13 protein-coding genes and 1 pseudogene are annotated in these 15,095 nt (G+C 69.1%); 4 read left to right on the top strand and 10 right to left on the bottom strand.

Annotated features, from left to right (window positions below):
• Position 1: 1 nt before the first annotated feature.
• From ACWEPG_RS11365 to ACWEPG_RS11325, 9 genes and pseudogenes are all read right to left on the bottom strand, one after another.
• The gene (locus ACWEPG_RS11365; protein ID WP_450112089.1) at positions 2 to 1,303 is read right to left on the bottom strand and encodes an NAD(P)/FAD-dependent oxidoreductase; all 1,302 of its coding nucleotides are present in this window, start codon (positions 1,301 to 1,303) and stop codon (positions 2 to 4) included.
• Positions 1,304 to 1,305: 2 nt separating this feature from the next.
• Positions 1,306 to 1,626 (bottom strand): 2Fe-2S iron-sulfur cluster-binding protein, encoded by a 321-nt coding sequence (locus ACWEPG_RS11360; protein WP_450112088.1) that lies wholly within the window; start codon positions 1,624 to 1,626, stop codon positions 1,306 to 1,308.
• A 13-nt stretch (positions 1,627 to 1,639) separates the two neighbouring features.
• Positions 1,640 to 2,386, bottom strand: a complete 747-nt coding sequence (locus tag ACWEPG_RS11355) for an SDR family NAD(P)-dependent oxidoreductase (RefSeq protein ID WP_450112087.1) — start codon at positions 2,384 to 2,386, stop codon at positions 1,640 to 1,642.
• Position 2,387: 1 nt separating this feature from the next.
• Positions 2,388 to 4,202 (bottom strand): PEP-utilizing enzyme, encoded by a 1,815-nt coding sequence (locus tag ACWEPG_RS11350; RefSeq protein ID WP_452594395.1) that lies wholly within the window; start codon positions 4,200 to 4,202, stop codon positions 2,388 to 2,390.
• A 32-nt stretch (positions 4,203 to 4,234) separates the two neighbouring features.
• The gene (locus ACWEPG_RS11345; RefSeq protein ID WP_450112246.1) at positions 4,235 to 5,323 is read right to left on the bottom strand and encodes a PEP/pyruvate-binding domain-containing protein; all 1,089 of its coding nucleotides are present in this window, start codon (positions 5,321 to 5,323) and stop codon (positions 4,235 to 4,237) included.
• A gap of 6 nt (positions 5,324 to 5,329) precedes the next feature.
• Positions 5,330 to 6,571, bottom strand: a pseudogene (locus tag ACWEPG_RS11340) (cytochrome P450); the annotation flags it as partial.
• A 53-nt stretch (positions 6,572 to 6,624) separates the two neighbouring features.
• Positions 6,625 to 7,443, bottom strand: a complete 819-nt coding sequence (locus tag ACWEPG_RS11335) for an IclR family transcriptional regulator (RefSeq protein WP_452594394.1) — start codon at positions 7,441 to 7,443, stop codon at positions 6,625 to 6,627.
• Positions 7,444 to 7,566: 123 nt separating this feature from the next.
• On the bottom strand, positions 7,567 to 8,214 hold the full coding sequence (locus ACWEPG_RS11330) for a CoA transferase subunit B (protein ID WP_450112084.1): 648 nt from the start codon (positions 8,212 to 8,214) through the stop codon (positions 7,567 to 7,569).
• Positions 8,211 to 8,960 (bottom strand): CoA transferase subunit A, encoded by a 750-nt coding sequence (locus tag ACWEPG_RS11325; protein WP_452594539.1) that lies wholly within the window; start codon positions 8,958 to 8,960, stop codon positions 8,211 to 8,213. Before ACWEPG_RS11325 ends, ACWEPG_RS11330 begins: the two co-directional genes overlap by 4 nt.
• Positions 8,961 to 9,171: 211 nt before the next feature.
• Here ACWEPG_RS11325 and pcaB point away from each other — a divergent pair, with 211 nt between their 5' ends.
• Genes pcaB through ACWEPG_RS11305 form a run of 4 tightly spaced genes read left to right on the top strand, consistent with a single transcriptional unit; the run spans position 9,172 to position 13,719 of the window.
• Complete coding sequence (gene pcaB / locus ACWEPG_RS11320) at positions 9,172 to 10,497, top strand: 3-carboxy-cis,cis-muconate cycloisomerase (RefSeq protein ID WP_450112083.1); 1,326 nt, start codon at positions 9,172 to 9,174, stop codon at positions 10,495 to 10,497.
• Positions 10,494 to 11,711, top strand: a complete 1,218-nt coding sequence (gene pcaDC / locus ACWEPG_RS11315; protein ID WP_452594393.1) for a bifunctional 3-oxoadipate enol-lactonase/4-carboxymuconolactone decarboxylase PcaDC — start codon at positions 10,494 to 10,496, stop codon at positions 11,709 to 11,711. The genes pcaB and pcaDC overlap by 4 nt, the downstream gene beginning before the upstream one ends.
• Positions 11,708 to 12,487: an IclR family transcriptional regulator domain-containing protein gene (locus ACWEPG_RS11310; RefSeq protein WP_450112081.1), complete on the top strand. Its 780-nt coding sequence runs from the start codon at positions 11,708 to 11,710 to the stop codon at positions 12,485 to 12,487. Before pcaDC ends, ACWEPG_RS11310 begins: the two co-directional genes overlap by 4 nt.
• Before the next feature lie 20 nt (positions 12,488 to 12,507).
• Positions 12,508 to 13,719: an acetyl-CoA C-acetyltransferase gene (locus ACWEPG_RS11305; protein WP_452594392.1), complete on the top strand. Its 1,212-nt coding sequence runs from the start codon at positions 12,508 to 12,510 to the stop codon at positions 13,717 to 13,719.
• Positions 13,720 to 13,781: 62 nt separating this feature from the next.
• Here ACWEPG_RS11305 and clpX read toward each other — a convergent pair whose 3' ends face one another.
• Positions 13,782 to 15,059 (bottom strand): ATP-dependent Clp protease ATP-binding subunit ClpX, encoded by a 1,278-nt coding sequence (gene clpX, locus ACWEPG_RS11300; protein ID WP_450112079.1) that lies wholly within the window; start codon positions 15,057 to 15,059, stop codon positions 13,782 to 13,784.
• Positions 15,060 to 15,095: the final 36 nt, after the last annotated feature.

The raw sequence follows: 15,095 nt of genomic DNA, 5'->3' as shown, positions 1-15,095 counted from the left end.
GTTACCTCTCTGACCGGGCCGTCGCCGGCGGCGCTGTCGCCGCGGGCGGGCCCTCGGTGATGATCGACTTCAGTGGTGTGGCGGCGTTCTCCGCCGGGCCGGCGGGGATGTTCGCGCCCTTGGCGAGTGCGTTCTTGACCGCCATGAAGTCGAGCGGGTGGTTGACGCAGTCGGCGGCGGTGATCTGCCCGTCCCGGTAGTACAGGACCGAGAACCGGCCCTTCTCGTCGTCGCGTCGGACGACCGTCCGGTCGTGGCCGGTGGACAGTCCGGCGATCTGCAGCTTCAGATCGCCCTGGTTCGACCAGAACCAGGGGGTCCCGGCGTATTCCGCGCGGCGGCCGGTGAGCGAGTAGGCGGCGACCTTGGCCTGTTCGATCGCATTGTTGACGCTCTCGATGCGGATCCGGTCCCCGGGCGGCGCGCCACGGACAGGGTTGGGCAGGTTCGCACAGTCGCCGACCGCGACGGTGACGCCGTCGGAGGCGAGGGCGTACTCGTCGACGCGGATTCCGTTGTCGCACTCCAGGCCCAAGGCCTCGGCCAGCTCCGTGTTCGGAAGGACGCCGATGCCGACGAGAACGATCTGCGCGGCAACGACCCGGCCGTCGGCCAGCTCCACGCCGGTGACGGCTCCCTCGGTGCCGACGATCCTGGCGATCCGGGCGTTCAGGACGACGTCGATGCCCCGACTGCGGTGCGCGTCGAGGAAGAAGCGTGAGGTCTCCGGCCCGACAGCACGGCCGATCAGTCGCGGTCCGGCCTCGAGAACCGTTGCCTTCCTGCCCATCTTGTGGGCGCTGGCCGCGGCCTCGAGCCCGATGAATCCGCCACCGATCACGACGACGTCGGTGGCGTCCGGCATCCGGGCCTTCAACGCCAGCGCGTCGTCGGCGTTGCGCAGATACAGCACTCCCCCCAGATCGGCACCGGGCACGTCGAGCCGCCGGGCCCGCGCCCCGACAGTGAGGGCGAGTCGATCGAACGCGAACCGCGCTCCCGACTCGGAACGCGCGACGCCTCCGCCGGCGTTCGTGCGGTCGATCGCAGTGATGCGTTCACCCTTGACCAGCCGGATCCGGTGCTCGTCCCAGTACTGGGCGGTGCGGAAGATCAGCGACTCGGCCGTGACCTCGCCCTGCAGGAACTCCTTGGACAGGGCGGGCCGCTGATACGGGCGGTGGTTCTCGTCTCCGAGCAACGTGATCGGCTCCTCGTAGCCGAGGGCACGCAGGGAGCCGGCCAGCTGCACCCCGGCCTGGCTCGCCCCGATGATCAGCAGACCGCCGTCGTGGTCGGCCACGGCTACACCTGCACTTCGGGAGTCCGCACGTGCAAGTCCATGTCCGCGGTGAGCTTGATCTGGCAGGACAGCCTCGAGCTGTCTTCACGAGGGGCCGCGGTCCCGTAGAGCATCTCGTCCTCCATCTCGTCCATGTCGGGCAGCGCCGCGAACTCGTCGTCGCGCACGAGGACGTGGCACGTCGCGCAGGACAGCGATCCGCCGCACTCGGCGACGATTCCCGGGACGCCGTTACGCATCGCAACCTCCATCACGGAGTCGCCGACGTTCCCGTCGAACGCGCGCGAATTCCCCTCGCAGTCGGTGTATGTGACCTTGGGCATGACTGTGTCTCTCCTAGATGAACTGGCGTCCGCCGTCGACGACGAGCGTCTGTCCGGTGATGTAGCTGCTTTCCTCGGAGGCGAGGAACAGGGCCGCGCCCACGATGTCCTCCGGCCTGCTGGCCCGTTTGATCGCTCCGCGGTCGACGCCGTAGTTCTCGGCGCCCTCGATCAGCCCGTAGCTGGCCTCGGTGAGGGTGAACCCCGGTGCGATGGCGTTGACGGTGATGGACCGCCGACCGAGTTCCTTGGCCATCACCCGGGTCATCGCCACCACTCCACCCTTGGAGGCGACGTAGTGCATCCACTGCTCGGACCCGCTGTAGACGGTCGCCGACGAGACGTTGACGACGCGGGATCCGGACTCCAGGTACGGACTGCACGCCCGCGCACACATCCACGGCCCCTTGAGGTTGACCGCCATCACCCGGTCCCATTCGGCGGGGTCGATCTGCTCGAAGGGGCTGCGGGTGACCCCCGCGTAGATCGCGGCGTTGTTGACCAGCACGTCGATGCTGCCGCCACCGAACTCGGCGACGGCCGCGGCCATCGCGTCCGTGGAGTCGACGGAGGTGACGTCCACGGTGAGGGCGGTTGCCTCGGCACCGAGGTCACCGGCCAGACGCGCGGTCTCCTGCGCGCCTGCGCCGTCGATGTCGGCGACGGCGACCCGGTGGCCGCGCCCGGCGAAGCCGAGTGCGAAGGCGCGCCCGAGTCCGCCTGCGCCGCCGGTGATCAGCACGGTTCTCGCGGTCGTCATCTCACGCGTCCAGCACGGTGACGGTGCCGGCGGTGCCGTCGACCCGTAGTCGCTGACCGGTCCGGATCTGAGTGGACGCCGACCCGGTGCCGGTGACCGCGGGCAGGCCGTACTCCCGGCACACGATCGCGGCGTGACTCATCATGCCGCCGATGTCGGTGACGGTCGCCGTGATCTTCCCGAAGATCGGGCCCCAGGACGGGGCGGTGATCGGGGCGACGAGGATCTCGCCCTCCTGGACCTCGGTGAGCTCGTCGGCGCTCGTCACCACCCGGGCGACACCCTCGACGACACCCGGGGACGCGGCCATACCCCGCAGCCCGCCGGAGGTGTCCTCGTCGTCGGCGAGCCACTGCTGCACCTGCTCGGTGGTGATGCCGTAGAGCATGCTGGTGAACGGTTCGGTGATGAACTCGGGCGGGGTGTTCAGGGCAGGCTCGGGCCGGCGCGACTTCAGCGCGTCGATGATCCCGCGACGACGCTCGATCTCCTTGGGCCAGTAGCTCGGACCGATCGGGGCGGCACCGACGCCCCAGCCGGTGGCGAGGTCGAAGAGCGCCTCGCGGACCTCGCCCCGACTCAGGTACAGCAGGTCGTCCGGCTGCTCCCAGAAGCCCTCCTCGTGCAGCATCCGGGACAGCTCGCGAACCTTGCGCCAGAACACCCCCATCGTCCAGTGCTCGATGTAGAAGTTGTGGTTCTCCACGTACGGGTAGGCGGTACGAGCCAGTTCCAGCTTGCCGTCGAAGATGTCCCGGTCCTCACCGCTCAGCAGGTCGCGGTACTCGGCGGAGATCCGTTCCCGCTCGGCAGCGAGCTCGGCGACGGGCCTCATGATGTCCTGGCCGTTTCGCAGCCGGCGGATGTAGTCGGCGATGTACTGGAGCGGGATCTCCTGGTGTTCGATCCAGTACTTGTCATGGCCGTAGAAGCCGTTGCCGACGGTGAAGTTGAACCAGGGATCCTGCGCGGTCCGGTACGCGGCGAGCCACCCCTCCCCTCCCTCCGCGGCGCCGACCTCGGCGAGGGTGGCGCTCGCGTCGGTCGGATCGTCGAAGGCCGCGTCCAGCCCCAGTTCCACGGCGAGGGTTGCGAGCTTCTTGAGTTCGTCGTCCGGCCGGAACAGCTCCATGTCCACGCCCTGCACCATCGTGGCGATCGACTGATCCGGGATGTTCGGGAACACCTGCTTGCAGAACCCGAAGAAGTCGAGGTAGGCGATGTAGCCGAGGTTGAGGAACTCGAAATGGTACTGCCAGTTCTGGTAGCACAGCTGGATCAGCCGGTCGTAGTTCTCGAGCAGCACCTCGGTCCCGTCCTTCGCCCTGCCCGAGGTGATGTCCTCGATCGAGACCATGTCCGGCAGCTTGGCGAACGTCAGCGCGGCCATCTCGTCGATCGTGGTGCGCACCTTCTTGTGCCACTCCTCGAGAAGGCGATCCCAGTTCTGGTAGTAGTAGGCCGCGCGCTCCTCGAAATGCGGTACCCGAGACTCGAACTCGTTCTCGGGAGCTGGAATCGGGGACATGTACAGGTAGCCCAGGTGGATCCGGAACTCGATGCCGTTCGAGTTCGGGATCAGCAGGTGCCGGGTGTTGTACTGGCCGAGGCACTTGACCGCGAACTCGCCGCCGATCGTCTCGAACGGCTTGAACACGGTCGGCCAGTGCTGGCTGTCGCAGAACCAGAATTTCTCGTCCTCGGCCTCCTGCAGGCTGTCCTGGAACACCAGGTTGTATGGGTACAGCTCCTGCCAGCCCTCGGCGCCTTCCGGCGTCTCGAGCGTGAAGGGGCTTGGGAAGGACTTCATCGACATGGGGATGTTCCTCATCGTGGTCACGGGGTCGGTCAGTGGGCGACGGGGCGTCGGGTCATGGACTTCGTGATGCCGGCCACGCTGAAGCTGCGCGGCTTCGCCGGCGAGGCGGTCGGGGCGGTCGCGGGCTTCGACGACCAGACAGTCTCCGGACGGGACTGAAGCAGCAGCAGGTTCTGCCCGTCGGGCAGGTCCGCGTCGAGGGCCCACTCGATGTCCTGCGGGCACCCGTAGTGCTTCTCGGCACGCTTGGCGATCGTCGCCACCGCGCGCAGGTCGTCTTCGGTCAGGCACCGGCACGCGCGGCGGCTCGGGTCCACCTCCCGCTCGACCAGGCTGCGGGACTCGGCGTCCGGGATCAGCTCGGAGTGCTTGGCGCCCACCTTCTCGGTGACCAGGCCCAGTGTCACCTTGTCGAGCACGATGTTGTCCGGAGTCACCTGCCCGGAGACGACCATCTCCCCCACCCCGTAGGACGCGTCGATGGCGATCTTCGAGCGGTCACCGTTGGTGGGGTCGAGTGTCATCGCGACACCGGCGACCTTTGCGTTGACCATCTTCTGGACGGCCACCGCCATCGACAGTCCTTCGTCCGGAATGTTGTTCTTCAGTCGGTAGGTGATCGCGCGGCTCGTGTACAACGACGCCCAGCACCGGCGGATGTGCTCGGTCACCGAATCGAGATCCGTCAGCCACAGGTAGGTGTCCTGCTGGCCGGCGAAGCTCGCGTCGGGCAGGTCCTCGGCGGTCGCGGAGGACCGCACCGCCACCGGAACCGGCTCGTCGAAACCGGACTGCAAGCGCTCGTACGCCTCGATCGTCAGCCGTCGCAGTCGGTCCGGTACCGGCCGGGAGACGATCGCATCGCGAATCCGGGCGGAGACGGTGTCGACCTGCGCAACGTCGTCCGGGTCGATATCCGAGAGCAGCCTCCGAATTCCTTCGGCGACACCGGATTCGGCGACGAAGTCGTCGTAGAGGGCGGTCGTGACCGCGAACCCGGGCGGCACCGGCATACCGGCCTGCGTCATCGACACCAGCGACGCGCACTTGCCACCGAGCAGTTCGTGCCGCGGCGCGGTGTCGTCGTCGAAGAACTGGATGTACGGGCCCTCGTCCACTCCGCCCCATTGCACCGGCACCGCGGTCGGGACCCGAAACGACAGGTTGTCTCCGAACGTGATGGCATCGGGGTCGAGCAGTTCCAGATCGGGGGCAAGGGCCAGCACCTGCTCCACCGCGATCCGGGTCTGCAGCTTCGCGAGCATGTTGCCCAGGCAGTAGTGGATGCCGTACCCGAACGCCACGTGCTCGCGCGCGTTGGCCCGCGAGATGTCGAAGACGTCCGGGTCCTCGAATCGGGCGTCGTCGCGGTTCGCGGATCCCATCAGCAGCAGCAGGTTGGCCCCAGCGGGGATCGCGACTCCGCCGACCTCGGTGTCCCGCAGCGCCTTCCGTCGCCACCCGACGATGGACGGGCTGAACCGGAGCACCTCGTCGACGGCCGCGGGAATCAGTTGCGGGTCCGCGGCGAGGGCGGCCCACTGATCGCGGTGTGCGAGCAGCAGGCGCAGGGTGTTGGAGATCAGGGTCGTCGTGGTCTCGTGACCGGCGAACAGCAGGCTGTAGCAGACCGACGCGATCTCGTGGTCGCTGATCGGGTCCCCCTCCCGCTGGGCTCGCACCAGGTCCGCGACCAGACTGTCGCCGCCGTGGGCGTGGGCATGCGCCACCAAGCGCCGGCATTCCTGCCAGTACTCGACGAGATTGTGCGCGTGCGGGATCTGCTCCTCGTCACTCAGGTCGCCCCAGGTCATCGCCGCGCGGGAGTCGGACCATCGCTTGAAGGTGTCCACCTGGCCGGCGTCCGCGCCGATCAGCGTCAAGATCGTCACGGTCGGCACCTCGTAGGCGAGGTCGCGCAGCAGGTCGCCGCGCCGGTCCGGACGCGCGAGCATCGCCCGCAGCTGGGCGTCGACGTTGTCGCGGATGAACGGTTCGAGGGCCCGGTACCGCCGCGGCGTGAACGCCTTCGACACGACCTTCCGAATTCGGGTGTGTTCCGGGGGAATCCGCGCCGACAGACCGGAGTATGCGGTGAATCCGCCGTCCTCCATGACCTTTCGCGCCTGGGGTCCGTGCCGACGGACCGGCGCCTGCGCGTTCTCGCTGCTGAACGTCTCCCAGTCGTCGAAGACGGCCTTCACGTCGTCGTAGCGGCTGATCACCCAGCAGTCGATCCGTTCGTCGAACATGACCGGTTCGTTCGCACGCAGACGGGAGTAGGCGGGGAACGGGTCGGTCATCGCGAACGGTTCGTAGCCGTGATGGGCCACGGGACAACCGGCGGTGGTGATGCTGGTCTCCATGAATCCTCCTTGTGATGGAGACCACCTTCACGTGCGACGGGCGCGCGGCCCAGCTATTTCTTCCGTTCAACGGAAGAGTCGAGCCAGAAGCTTCGAATTGCCTGTTCAACGGGCTGCGGCAGGTCCCGGAAGAGCTTCTCGAGCCTGGTGACGGTCCCCCGCATCGCGGGGAGGAATCGCGGGATCTCGGCGTACCGCGAGCTGGGCAGGACCATGCCGACGGACGCGACGACGTCGCCCTTGGGCGCGTGCACCGGCACCGCCACCGAACAGAGCCCGAGCGCGATCTCCTCGCGGGTCTGCGCGTACCCGTTCTCCCGCACGAGGTCCAGCTCTCGCGCCATGCGACGGGCGTCGGTGATCGTGTATCGCGACCGGCGCTCGAGCGCGTGGGAGAGGTACGCCTCGCGGAACCAGTCCTCCTCGTACGCCAGCAAGACCTTGCCGACGGCCGTCGGATGCAGCGGCAGCCGTGCACCGACCCGTGCGATCCGCGGGATTCGCCGACTCCCGTAGATCCGGTCGACGTAGATCGCCTCGGTGCCGCGCCGCACCGCGAAGTGCACCGTCTCCCGAGTCAGGTCGAACAGGTCCTGCAGCGGCGAATGCACGATGTCACGCAGCCCCTGGCCGGCGTTCTGGGCGATTTCCCACAGCCGGATACCGACCTGGTAGCGCCCGTCCGAGCCGCGCTGGAGTGCACCCCAGCTCTCCAGTTCGCCGACGAGCCGGTGCACCGTGCTCAGCGGCAGATCCGCCGCGGTGGCGATGTCGGTGAGCGGCAGGGGTTCGGCCCCCGACTCGAAAGCCTCGAGGATCGCGAGCACCCGCGAGGTCGTGGTGCGCCCCGGCTCACGGGGTTGTCCGGCCATCGCAGCATCCTCTCGTACCGCCTCCCCTCGCTGTCACTCCTACTCGCCGGCATCGACACCCCGCAACGCCGACAGCGCCCCGGCTTGCAGCCGGGGCGCCGTTCGAGGGCGTCTCGTCGCCGGTCAGCCGACCGCGACGACGTCGACGAGGAGTTCGGCCCCGGTCGCGGCCCGGACCTCGTCGACGGTCACACCGGGAGCGGTCTCGACCAACCGCAGACCGTCCGCCGTCACGTCGAGGACCGCCAGGTCGGTGATGATCCGGTTGACGCACCGCTTTCCGGTGAGCGGCAACGAACACTCGACGACGATCTTCGGCTCGCCGGTCTTGCTGCAGTGGTCGGTGAGGACGATGACGCGGCGAGCGCCGTGCACCAGGTCCATCGCGCCGCCCATGCCCTTGACCATGGCGCCGGGGATCATCCAGTTCGCGAGGTCGCCGGTCTCGCTGACCTGCATCGCACCGAGCACCGCGACGTCGACCTGGCCGCCGCGGATCATCCCGAACGACTGCGCCGAGTCGAAGAAGGATGCGCCGGGCAGGACGGTGATCGTCTCCTTGCCCGCATTGATCAGATCCGCGTCGACCTCGTCCTCGAACGGATACGGCCCGACCCCGAGCACCCCGTTCTCCGAGTGCAGCACGACCTCGATGCCGTCCGGGATGTGGTTCGGGATCAGCGTCGGCATGCCGATGCCGAGGTTGACGTACTGCCCGTCCTCGAGTTCCCGTGCGGCACGGGCCGCCATCTCGTCCCTGGTCCAGCTCACTTCCGCACCGTCCTGTTCTCGATCTGCTTCTCACCGACCACCGGCACGTGCACCACACGCTGCACGTGGATACCCGGGGTGTGCACCTCGTCCGCGTCGATCTCACCGGGCTCGACGAGGTGCTCGACCTCGGCGACGGTGATGCGGCCGGCCGCCGCCGCGGGCGGGTTGAAGTTGCGAGCGCTCTTGCGGAACACGAGGTTTCCGTGCCGGTCGCCCTTCCACGCATGGACGAGCGCGTAGTCGGTGACGATGGCGCGCTCCATCACGTAGGTGACGCCGTCGAACTCGCGTGTCTCCTTCGGCGGGCTGGCGATCGCGATGCCGCCGTCGCCGTCGTACCTGCGGGGCAGGCCACCGGTCTCGACCTGGGTACCGACACCGGCCGGGGTGAAGAAGGCGGGGATACCGGCGCCGCCGGCACGCATCCGTTCGGCGAGGGTGCCCTGCGGCGTCAGCTCCACCTCCAGCTCACCGGCCAGGTACTGCCGGGCGAACTCCTTGTTCACTCCGACATAGGAGCTGATCGTGCGCCGGATCCGGTTGGCGGCGAGAAGCGTGCCGAGACCGAACCCGTCGATTCCCAGGTTGTTGGTGACGGTCTCGAGATCGGTCGCGCCCTGTTCGAGCAGTGCCGCGATCAACGCCTCCGGCACGCCGACCACCCCGAATCCGCCGACCGCGAGTGACGCGCCGCTCGGGATGTCCGCCACCGCTTCGGCTGCTGTGGAAATGACTTTGTCCATCACGGCGACCACGATAGCGCGGGTCGTGCGTTCTGTGAACATGCGTCCGCATTGCGAACATATTTCGGGGCCGGCGTTGCCCGAGTCACTGCGAGGCCCTATCGTGTTCGCATAGCGGCGCTGCGTTCTCATCACGAACAGGCCGTACGGTTCCCACGACGAAAAGGCCGCACATGCTGCACCCGCCCCCACGCCACTCCCGGAGGACCGCGTGACCCGGGGTGAGCTGTTCGATCCGGTGTTCGGGGCGCAGCGGATCGATCCACTGCTGTCCGATCGGGCATGGGTGGCGGCGATGCTCGAAGTCGAGAGCGCACTCGCCCACGCGGCCGCCGACTCCGGCGTGATCACCTCCGACCAGGCGACCGCGATCGCGTCAGCCGCCAACACTCTGTCCGGCACACTCGACCCGGCGCTGCTCGGCGTCGAGGGCGCAGCCGGTGGCAACCCGGTCATCCCACTGGTCAAGCACCTGCGCGCCGAGTGCGCACCGGCCGGGGTGCCCGGATCGGCGGTGCACGCCGGCGCGACCAGCCAGGACATCCTCGACACCGCGCTCATGGTGATAGCACGGCGAGCCGGCGCCGTGGTGGCCGACGACCTGGCGGTGGCCGCGGACGCCGCGGCATCGTTGGCGCGTCGGTACCGGGACACCCCGATGGCCGCCCGCACCCTCGGCCAGCAGGCACTGCCGACCACATTCGGGGCGCTGGCCGCGGGATGGTGCGCGGGCCTCGACCGGGCGCACCGCTCCCTCACCACCGTGATCGCCCATCTTCCGGTGCAATTCGGTGGTGCCGCAGGCACTCTCGCAGCGCTGCACCCGCTCGGGCTCGAGGTGGCCGATCGGCTCGCCGACGAGCTGGGCCTGGCCCGGCAGTCCGTGCCATGGCACACCGAGCGGACCCGGATCGGCGAGATCGCATCGGCCCTCGGGGTCGCCGCGGGCGTCGTGGCGAAGATCGCAGGCGACGTGGTGCTGATGGCCGCGACGGAGGTCGGCGAGGTCGCCGAGGACGCCCCCGGTGGCTCGTCCGCGATGCCGCACAAGCGCAACCCGGTCGCGGCCGTGACCGCGCGGGGCGCGGCCGTGCGGGTGCCGGGACTCGTCGCGACCGTGCTCGGCTCGATGTCCCACGAGTTCCAGCGCGCCACGGGTGCCTGGCACGCCGAGTGGGAAACGGTCACCGACCTGCTCCGGCTCACCGGCGGCGCCGCGCACAGAATCGGCCAGTGCCTGAGCGGATTGCAGGTGGACGCCGCCGCGATGCGCCGCAACCTCGACGCGACCGGGGGGATGCTGCTCGCCGAACGCGTCACCGCGGCCCTGTCCGGGCACACCGGCGCCGCGCGCGACCTGGTCACCGCCGCATGCCTGGCCGGCCGGCCGCTGGACACCGACCCGGCGGTCGTCGAGTTCCTCGCACCCGAGGCGGTGCGTGAACTGCTCGATCCCGCAACCTACCTCGGCCACGCCGGCGACCTCGTCGACCGCGTGCTGGCCGCCCGATCGACCACGAAGGAGGAGACCCGGTGACGGTCGCCCTCGCCCACCAGGTCACCGGCCCCGGACCCGGCGCCCCGACCGTCGTCCTGCTCGGGTCGCTCGGGTCGGACCGGACCATGTGGGATCCCCAGGTGCGGGCCCTGTCCGCGGACGCCAACGTCGTCGCCGTCGATCTGCGCGGGCACGGCGAATCCCCGGTTCCCTCAGGGCCGTACACGATCGACGACCTCGGCCGCGACGTACTGGCGCTGCTCGACAACCTGCAACAGCCCGCGGTGCACCTGGTCGGGCTGTCCCTCGGCGGCGCGGTCGCCCAGTGGATCGCCGCCCACGCGCCCACCCGCGTCCACACGGTGACCCTGCTGTGCACCTCCGCCAGATTCGGCGAACCACAGACCTGGCTGGACCGGGCGGCCGCCGTCCGCGCCGAGGGCACCGGGTCCATCGCCGAGAGCGTCGTCGGACGGTGGTACACCGACGGGCTCGCCGCCCGCGACCCCGAACTGATCGCGTCGTCGCGGGCGATGGTGGACGCCACCGCCGACGAGGGATACGCGGCCTGCTGCGAGGCGCTGTCCGGATGGGACGGCCGCGCCGATCTCGCCCGCATCGCGGCGCCGACGCTGGTGATCGCGGGCCGTCACGACCCCGCCACCACTCCGGCGGACCTGCGGGCGATCGCCGACGGAATCGCGAATTCCACACTGCACGTGCTCGATCCGGCAGCACACCTGGCCAGTGTGGAACAGGCCGGCCGGGTCACCGCGCTGGTCGCCGCCCACGTGGCCGGCCCCGCGCAACGCAGCGAGGCGTACGAGGCCGGTATGCGGGTGCGGCGCACCGTCCTCGGCGACGCCCACGTCGATCGCGCGATCGCAGGCACCACCGCGTTCACCGCACCGTTCCAGGACTTCATCACCCGCACCGCGTGGGGTGACATCTGGACCCGACCCGGTCTCGACCACCACACCCGACGCCTGCTCACCCTCGCGATCCTCACCGCGGTCGGCAACGAGCACGAACTCGACATGCACATCCGCGCGGCACTGCGCGACGACGTCACCGCCGACGAACTGGTGGAAGTCTTCCTGCACACCGCGATCTACGCGGGCGTACCGAACAGCAACCGCGCATTCGCCCTCGGCAAGAATGCTCTCGCTGACGGGGCCGGATCGGCCGACACCGCAGCCGACACCGTCGACACCGCCGGCACGACCGACACCGAGGAGCCTTCCGGACCATGATCGAAGCGTCACCCGACTACGTGCAGTCCCTGGCCCGCGGACTGTCCGTCATCCGCGCATTCGACGCCGAGCACGCTCGGCAGACCCTGAGCGAAGTGGCCAAGACCACCGGACTCACCCGCGCCACCGCCCGCCGGTTCCTGCTCACCCTCGTCGAACTCGGCTACGTGCGCACCGACGGATCGGGTTTCTGGCTGACGCCGCGCGTCCTCGAGCTCGGCTACAGCTACCTGTCGAGCCTGACGCTGCCGGAGATCGCCGGACCGCACCTCGAAGCGTTGACCAAGCAGGTGCACGAGTCCGCATCGGTGTCGATCCTCGACCACGGTGACGTCGTCTACGTCGCGCGGGTCCCGGTAAGCCGGATCATGACCGTCGCCATCACCATCGGCACCCGGTTCCCCGCGTTCGCCACCTCGATGGGCCGGGTGCTCCTCGCCGGACTGTCCGAGAGCGCGTTCGAGGACTATCTGACGACCGTCATGCTGACCCCGCTCACCGCTCGCACCCTCGCCACCCCCGACGCCCTGCGCGACGAGATCGCGAAGGTCCGCGCCGACGGATTCTGCATCGTCGATCAGGAACTCGAGGAGGGGCTGCGCTCCCTCGCCGCCCCGATCCGCGACGCGAGCGGCACGGTGGTCGCCGCCGCCAACATCTCCACGCAGGCCGCCCGCTACTCCGCCGAGGCGGTGCGGACGGACCTGCTTCCTGCACTCCTGAGCACCGTCGACGCGATCGGCGCCGACCTGGTGCGCACGCAATCCCAACCCTGAAACACATGTGAGGACCCACCATGATCGACGCCGTCATCTGTGAACCGCTGCGCACCCCGGTCGGCCGGTTCGGAGGCGTGTTCAAGGACATCGCCCCGGAATCGCTTGCCGCGACGGTGATCACCGAACTCGTCACCCGCACCGGCATCGACGGCTCGCAGATCGACGACGTCATCCTCGGCCAGGCGTCCCCCGGCGGCGACGCCCCCGCGATCGGCCGGATCGCCGCGCTCGACGCAGGACTCGGCATCGACGTGCCCGGACTCCAGGTCGACCGCCGCTGCGGATCCGGACTGCAGGCCGTCGTCCAGGCATGCATGCAGGTCGCCACCGGCGCATCCGAGCTGATCCTCGCCGGCGGCACGGAATCGATGAGCCAGGCCGAGTTCTACGCCACCGGGATGCGCTGGGGTGTCAAGGGCGACGGCGTCGCCCTGATGGACCGCCTCGCGCGGGCCCGGGTCACCGCGGGCGGCAAGAACTTCCCGGTCCCGGGCGGCATGATCGAGACCGCCGAGAACCTGCGCGCCGAGTTCTCCATCAGCCGCGCCGACCAGGACGCCCTCGCCGTCCAGTCGCATCAGCGCGCGGTCGCCGCCCAGAAGGACGGACGTTTCGCCGACGAGATCGTCGGAGTTCCGGTCCCGCAACGCAAGTCGGATCCGATCGTCGTCGACACCGACGAGCACCCCCGGTCCGACACCTCCGTCGAGTCGCTCGCGAAGCTGAGGGCCATCCGCGCCGGTGTCGACCCCGAGTCCACCGTGACCGCGGGCAACGCGAGCGGCCAGAACGACGGCGCCGCGGTGTGCATCGTCACCACGTCGGAGAAGGCCGCCGCGCTGGGACTGCGCCCCCTCGCTCGGCTCGCGAGCTGGGCGGTCGCCGGGGTGGCGCCGCGGACGATGGGCATCGGGCCGGTCCCCGCGACCGAACGGGCCCTGGGCCGGCTCGGGCTCACCCTCGCCGACATGGACGTCATCGAACTGAACGAAGCGTTCGCCGCGCAGGCCCTCGCCGTCCTGCGGACCTGGGACCTCGACCCCACCGACCCGCGGCTGAACCCGAACGGCTCCGGCATCTCCCTCGGCCACCCCGTCGGGGCGACCGGCGCCCGCATCCTCGCGACCCTCCTGCGCGAACTCGATCGGCGCGAGGGCCGCTACGGTCTCGAGACCATGTGCATCGGCGGCGGGCAGGGCCTCGCCGCCGTCTTCGAGCGACTCGGCTGACCCCCTCCAACGACGAAGGCGCCCCCACCAGGTGGTGGGGGCGCCTTCGTCGTTTCCGGCTGCTACGCCGACTTGTCGCGGCGCTCGCGGTCCGGCTTGCGCGGGACGATCGTCGGAAGCACGTTGTCGTTGACGGTCTCGCCGGTCACAACCACCTTGGCGACGTCGTCGCGGCTCGGGATGTCGTACATCACCGGCAGCAGGACCTCTTCCATGATGGCGCGCAGACCGCGGGCACCGGTACCGCGCAGGATCGCCTGGTCGGCCACCGCCTCGAGGGCGTCCGTGGTGAACTCGAGCTCCACCCCGTCCATCTCGAACAGCCGGGTGTACTGCTTGACCAGCGCGTTCTTCGGCTCCGACAGGATCTGCACCAGCGATTCCTTGTCCAGGTTCGTCACCGACGCGACCACTGGGAGACGGCCGATGAACTCGGGGATCAGACCGAACTTGATCAGATCCTCCGGCATCACCTCGGCGAAGTGGTCCTGGGTGTCGATCTCCGCCTTCGAGCGAACCTCGGCACCGAAACCGATGCCGCGCTTGCCGACCCGATCGGAGACGATCTTCTCCAGACCCGCGAACGCGCCGGCGACGATGAACAGCACGTTGGTGGTGTCGATCTGGATGAACTCCTGGTGCGGATGCTTGCGTCCACCCTGCGGCGGCACGCTCGCCTGCGTGCCCTCCAGGATCTTCAGCAGCGCCTGCTGCACGCCCTCACCGGACACGTCGCGGGTGATCGACGGGTTCTCCGACTTGCGGGCGATCTTGTCGACCTCGTCGATGTAGATGATGCCGGTCTCGGCGCGCTTGACGTCGTAGTCCGCCGCCTGGATCAGCTTGAGCAGGATGTTCTCGACATCCTCACCGACGTAGCCCGCCTCGGTCAGTGCGGTCGCGTCCGCGATCGCGAACGGAACGTTGAGCATCTTCGCGAGCGTCTGCGCCAGGTACGTCTTGCCGCAGCCGGTCGGGCCGAGCATCAGGATGTTCGACTTCGCCAGCTCGACGGTCTCCCCGCGCACGTCGCGGCCCTTGTCGCCGGCCTGGATGCGCTTGTAGTGGTTGTAGACCGCGACCGCGAGGGTCCGCTTGGCGGCGTCCTGCCCGATCACGTAGTTCTCGAGGAAGTCACGGATCTCGGCCGGCTTGGGCAGCTCGTCGAGCTTGACCTCACTGGACTCGGCGAGCTCTTCCTCGATGATCTCGTTGCACAGGTCGATGCACTCGTCGCAGATGTACACCCCGGGGCCCGCGATGAGCTTCTTCACCTGCTTCTGACTCTTGCCGCAGAACGAGCATTTCAGCAGGTCTCCGCCGTCACCGATGCGTGCCATCTCGTCAGGTCCTACTTCCTTCTCAGCTGCACTCGC

This window comes from Rhodococcus sp. NPDC004095 (assembly GCF_053604015.1).
This window is presented reverse-complemented; position numbering and strand designations above follow the sequence as displayed.

Bases quoted from the DNA above. Each gene is read 5' to 3' on its own strand.
- ACWEPG_RS11360 (WP_450112088.1), bottom strand. From the start codon at position 1,626: ATGCCCAAGGTCACATACACCGACTGCGAGGGGAATTCGCGCGCGTTC.
- ACWEPG_RS11310 (WP_450112081.1), top strand. From the start codon at position 11,708: ATGATCGAAGCGTCACCCGACTACGTGCAGTCCCTGGCCCGCGGACTG.
- ACWEPG_RS11350 (WP_452594395.1), bottom strand. From the start codon at position 4,202: ATGTCGATGAAGTCCTTCCCAAGCCCCTTCACGCTCGAGACGCCGGAA.
- ACWEPG_RS11355 (WP_450112087.1), bottom strand. From the start codon at position 2,386: ATGACGACCGCGAGAACCGTGCTGATCACCGGCGGCGCAGGCGGACTC.
- ACWEPG_RS11325 (WP_452594539.1), bottom strand. From the start codon at position 8,960: ATGGACAAAGTCATTTCCACAGCAGCCGAAGCGGTGGCGGACATCCCG.
- ACWEPG_RS11305 (WP_452594392.1), top strand. From the start codon at position 12,508: ATGATCGACGCCGTCATCTGTGAACCGCTGCGCACCCCGGTCGGCCGG.
- ACWEPG_RS11335 (WP_452594394.1), bottom strand. From the start codon at position 7,443: ATGGCCGGACAACCCCGTGAGCCGGGGCGCACCACGACCTCGCGGGTG.
- clpX (WP_450112079.1), bottom strand. From the start codon at position 15,059: ATGGCACGCATCGGTGACGGCGGAGACCTGCTGAAATGCTCGTTCTGC.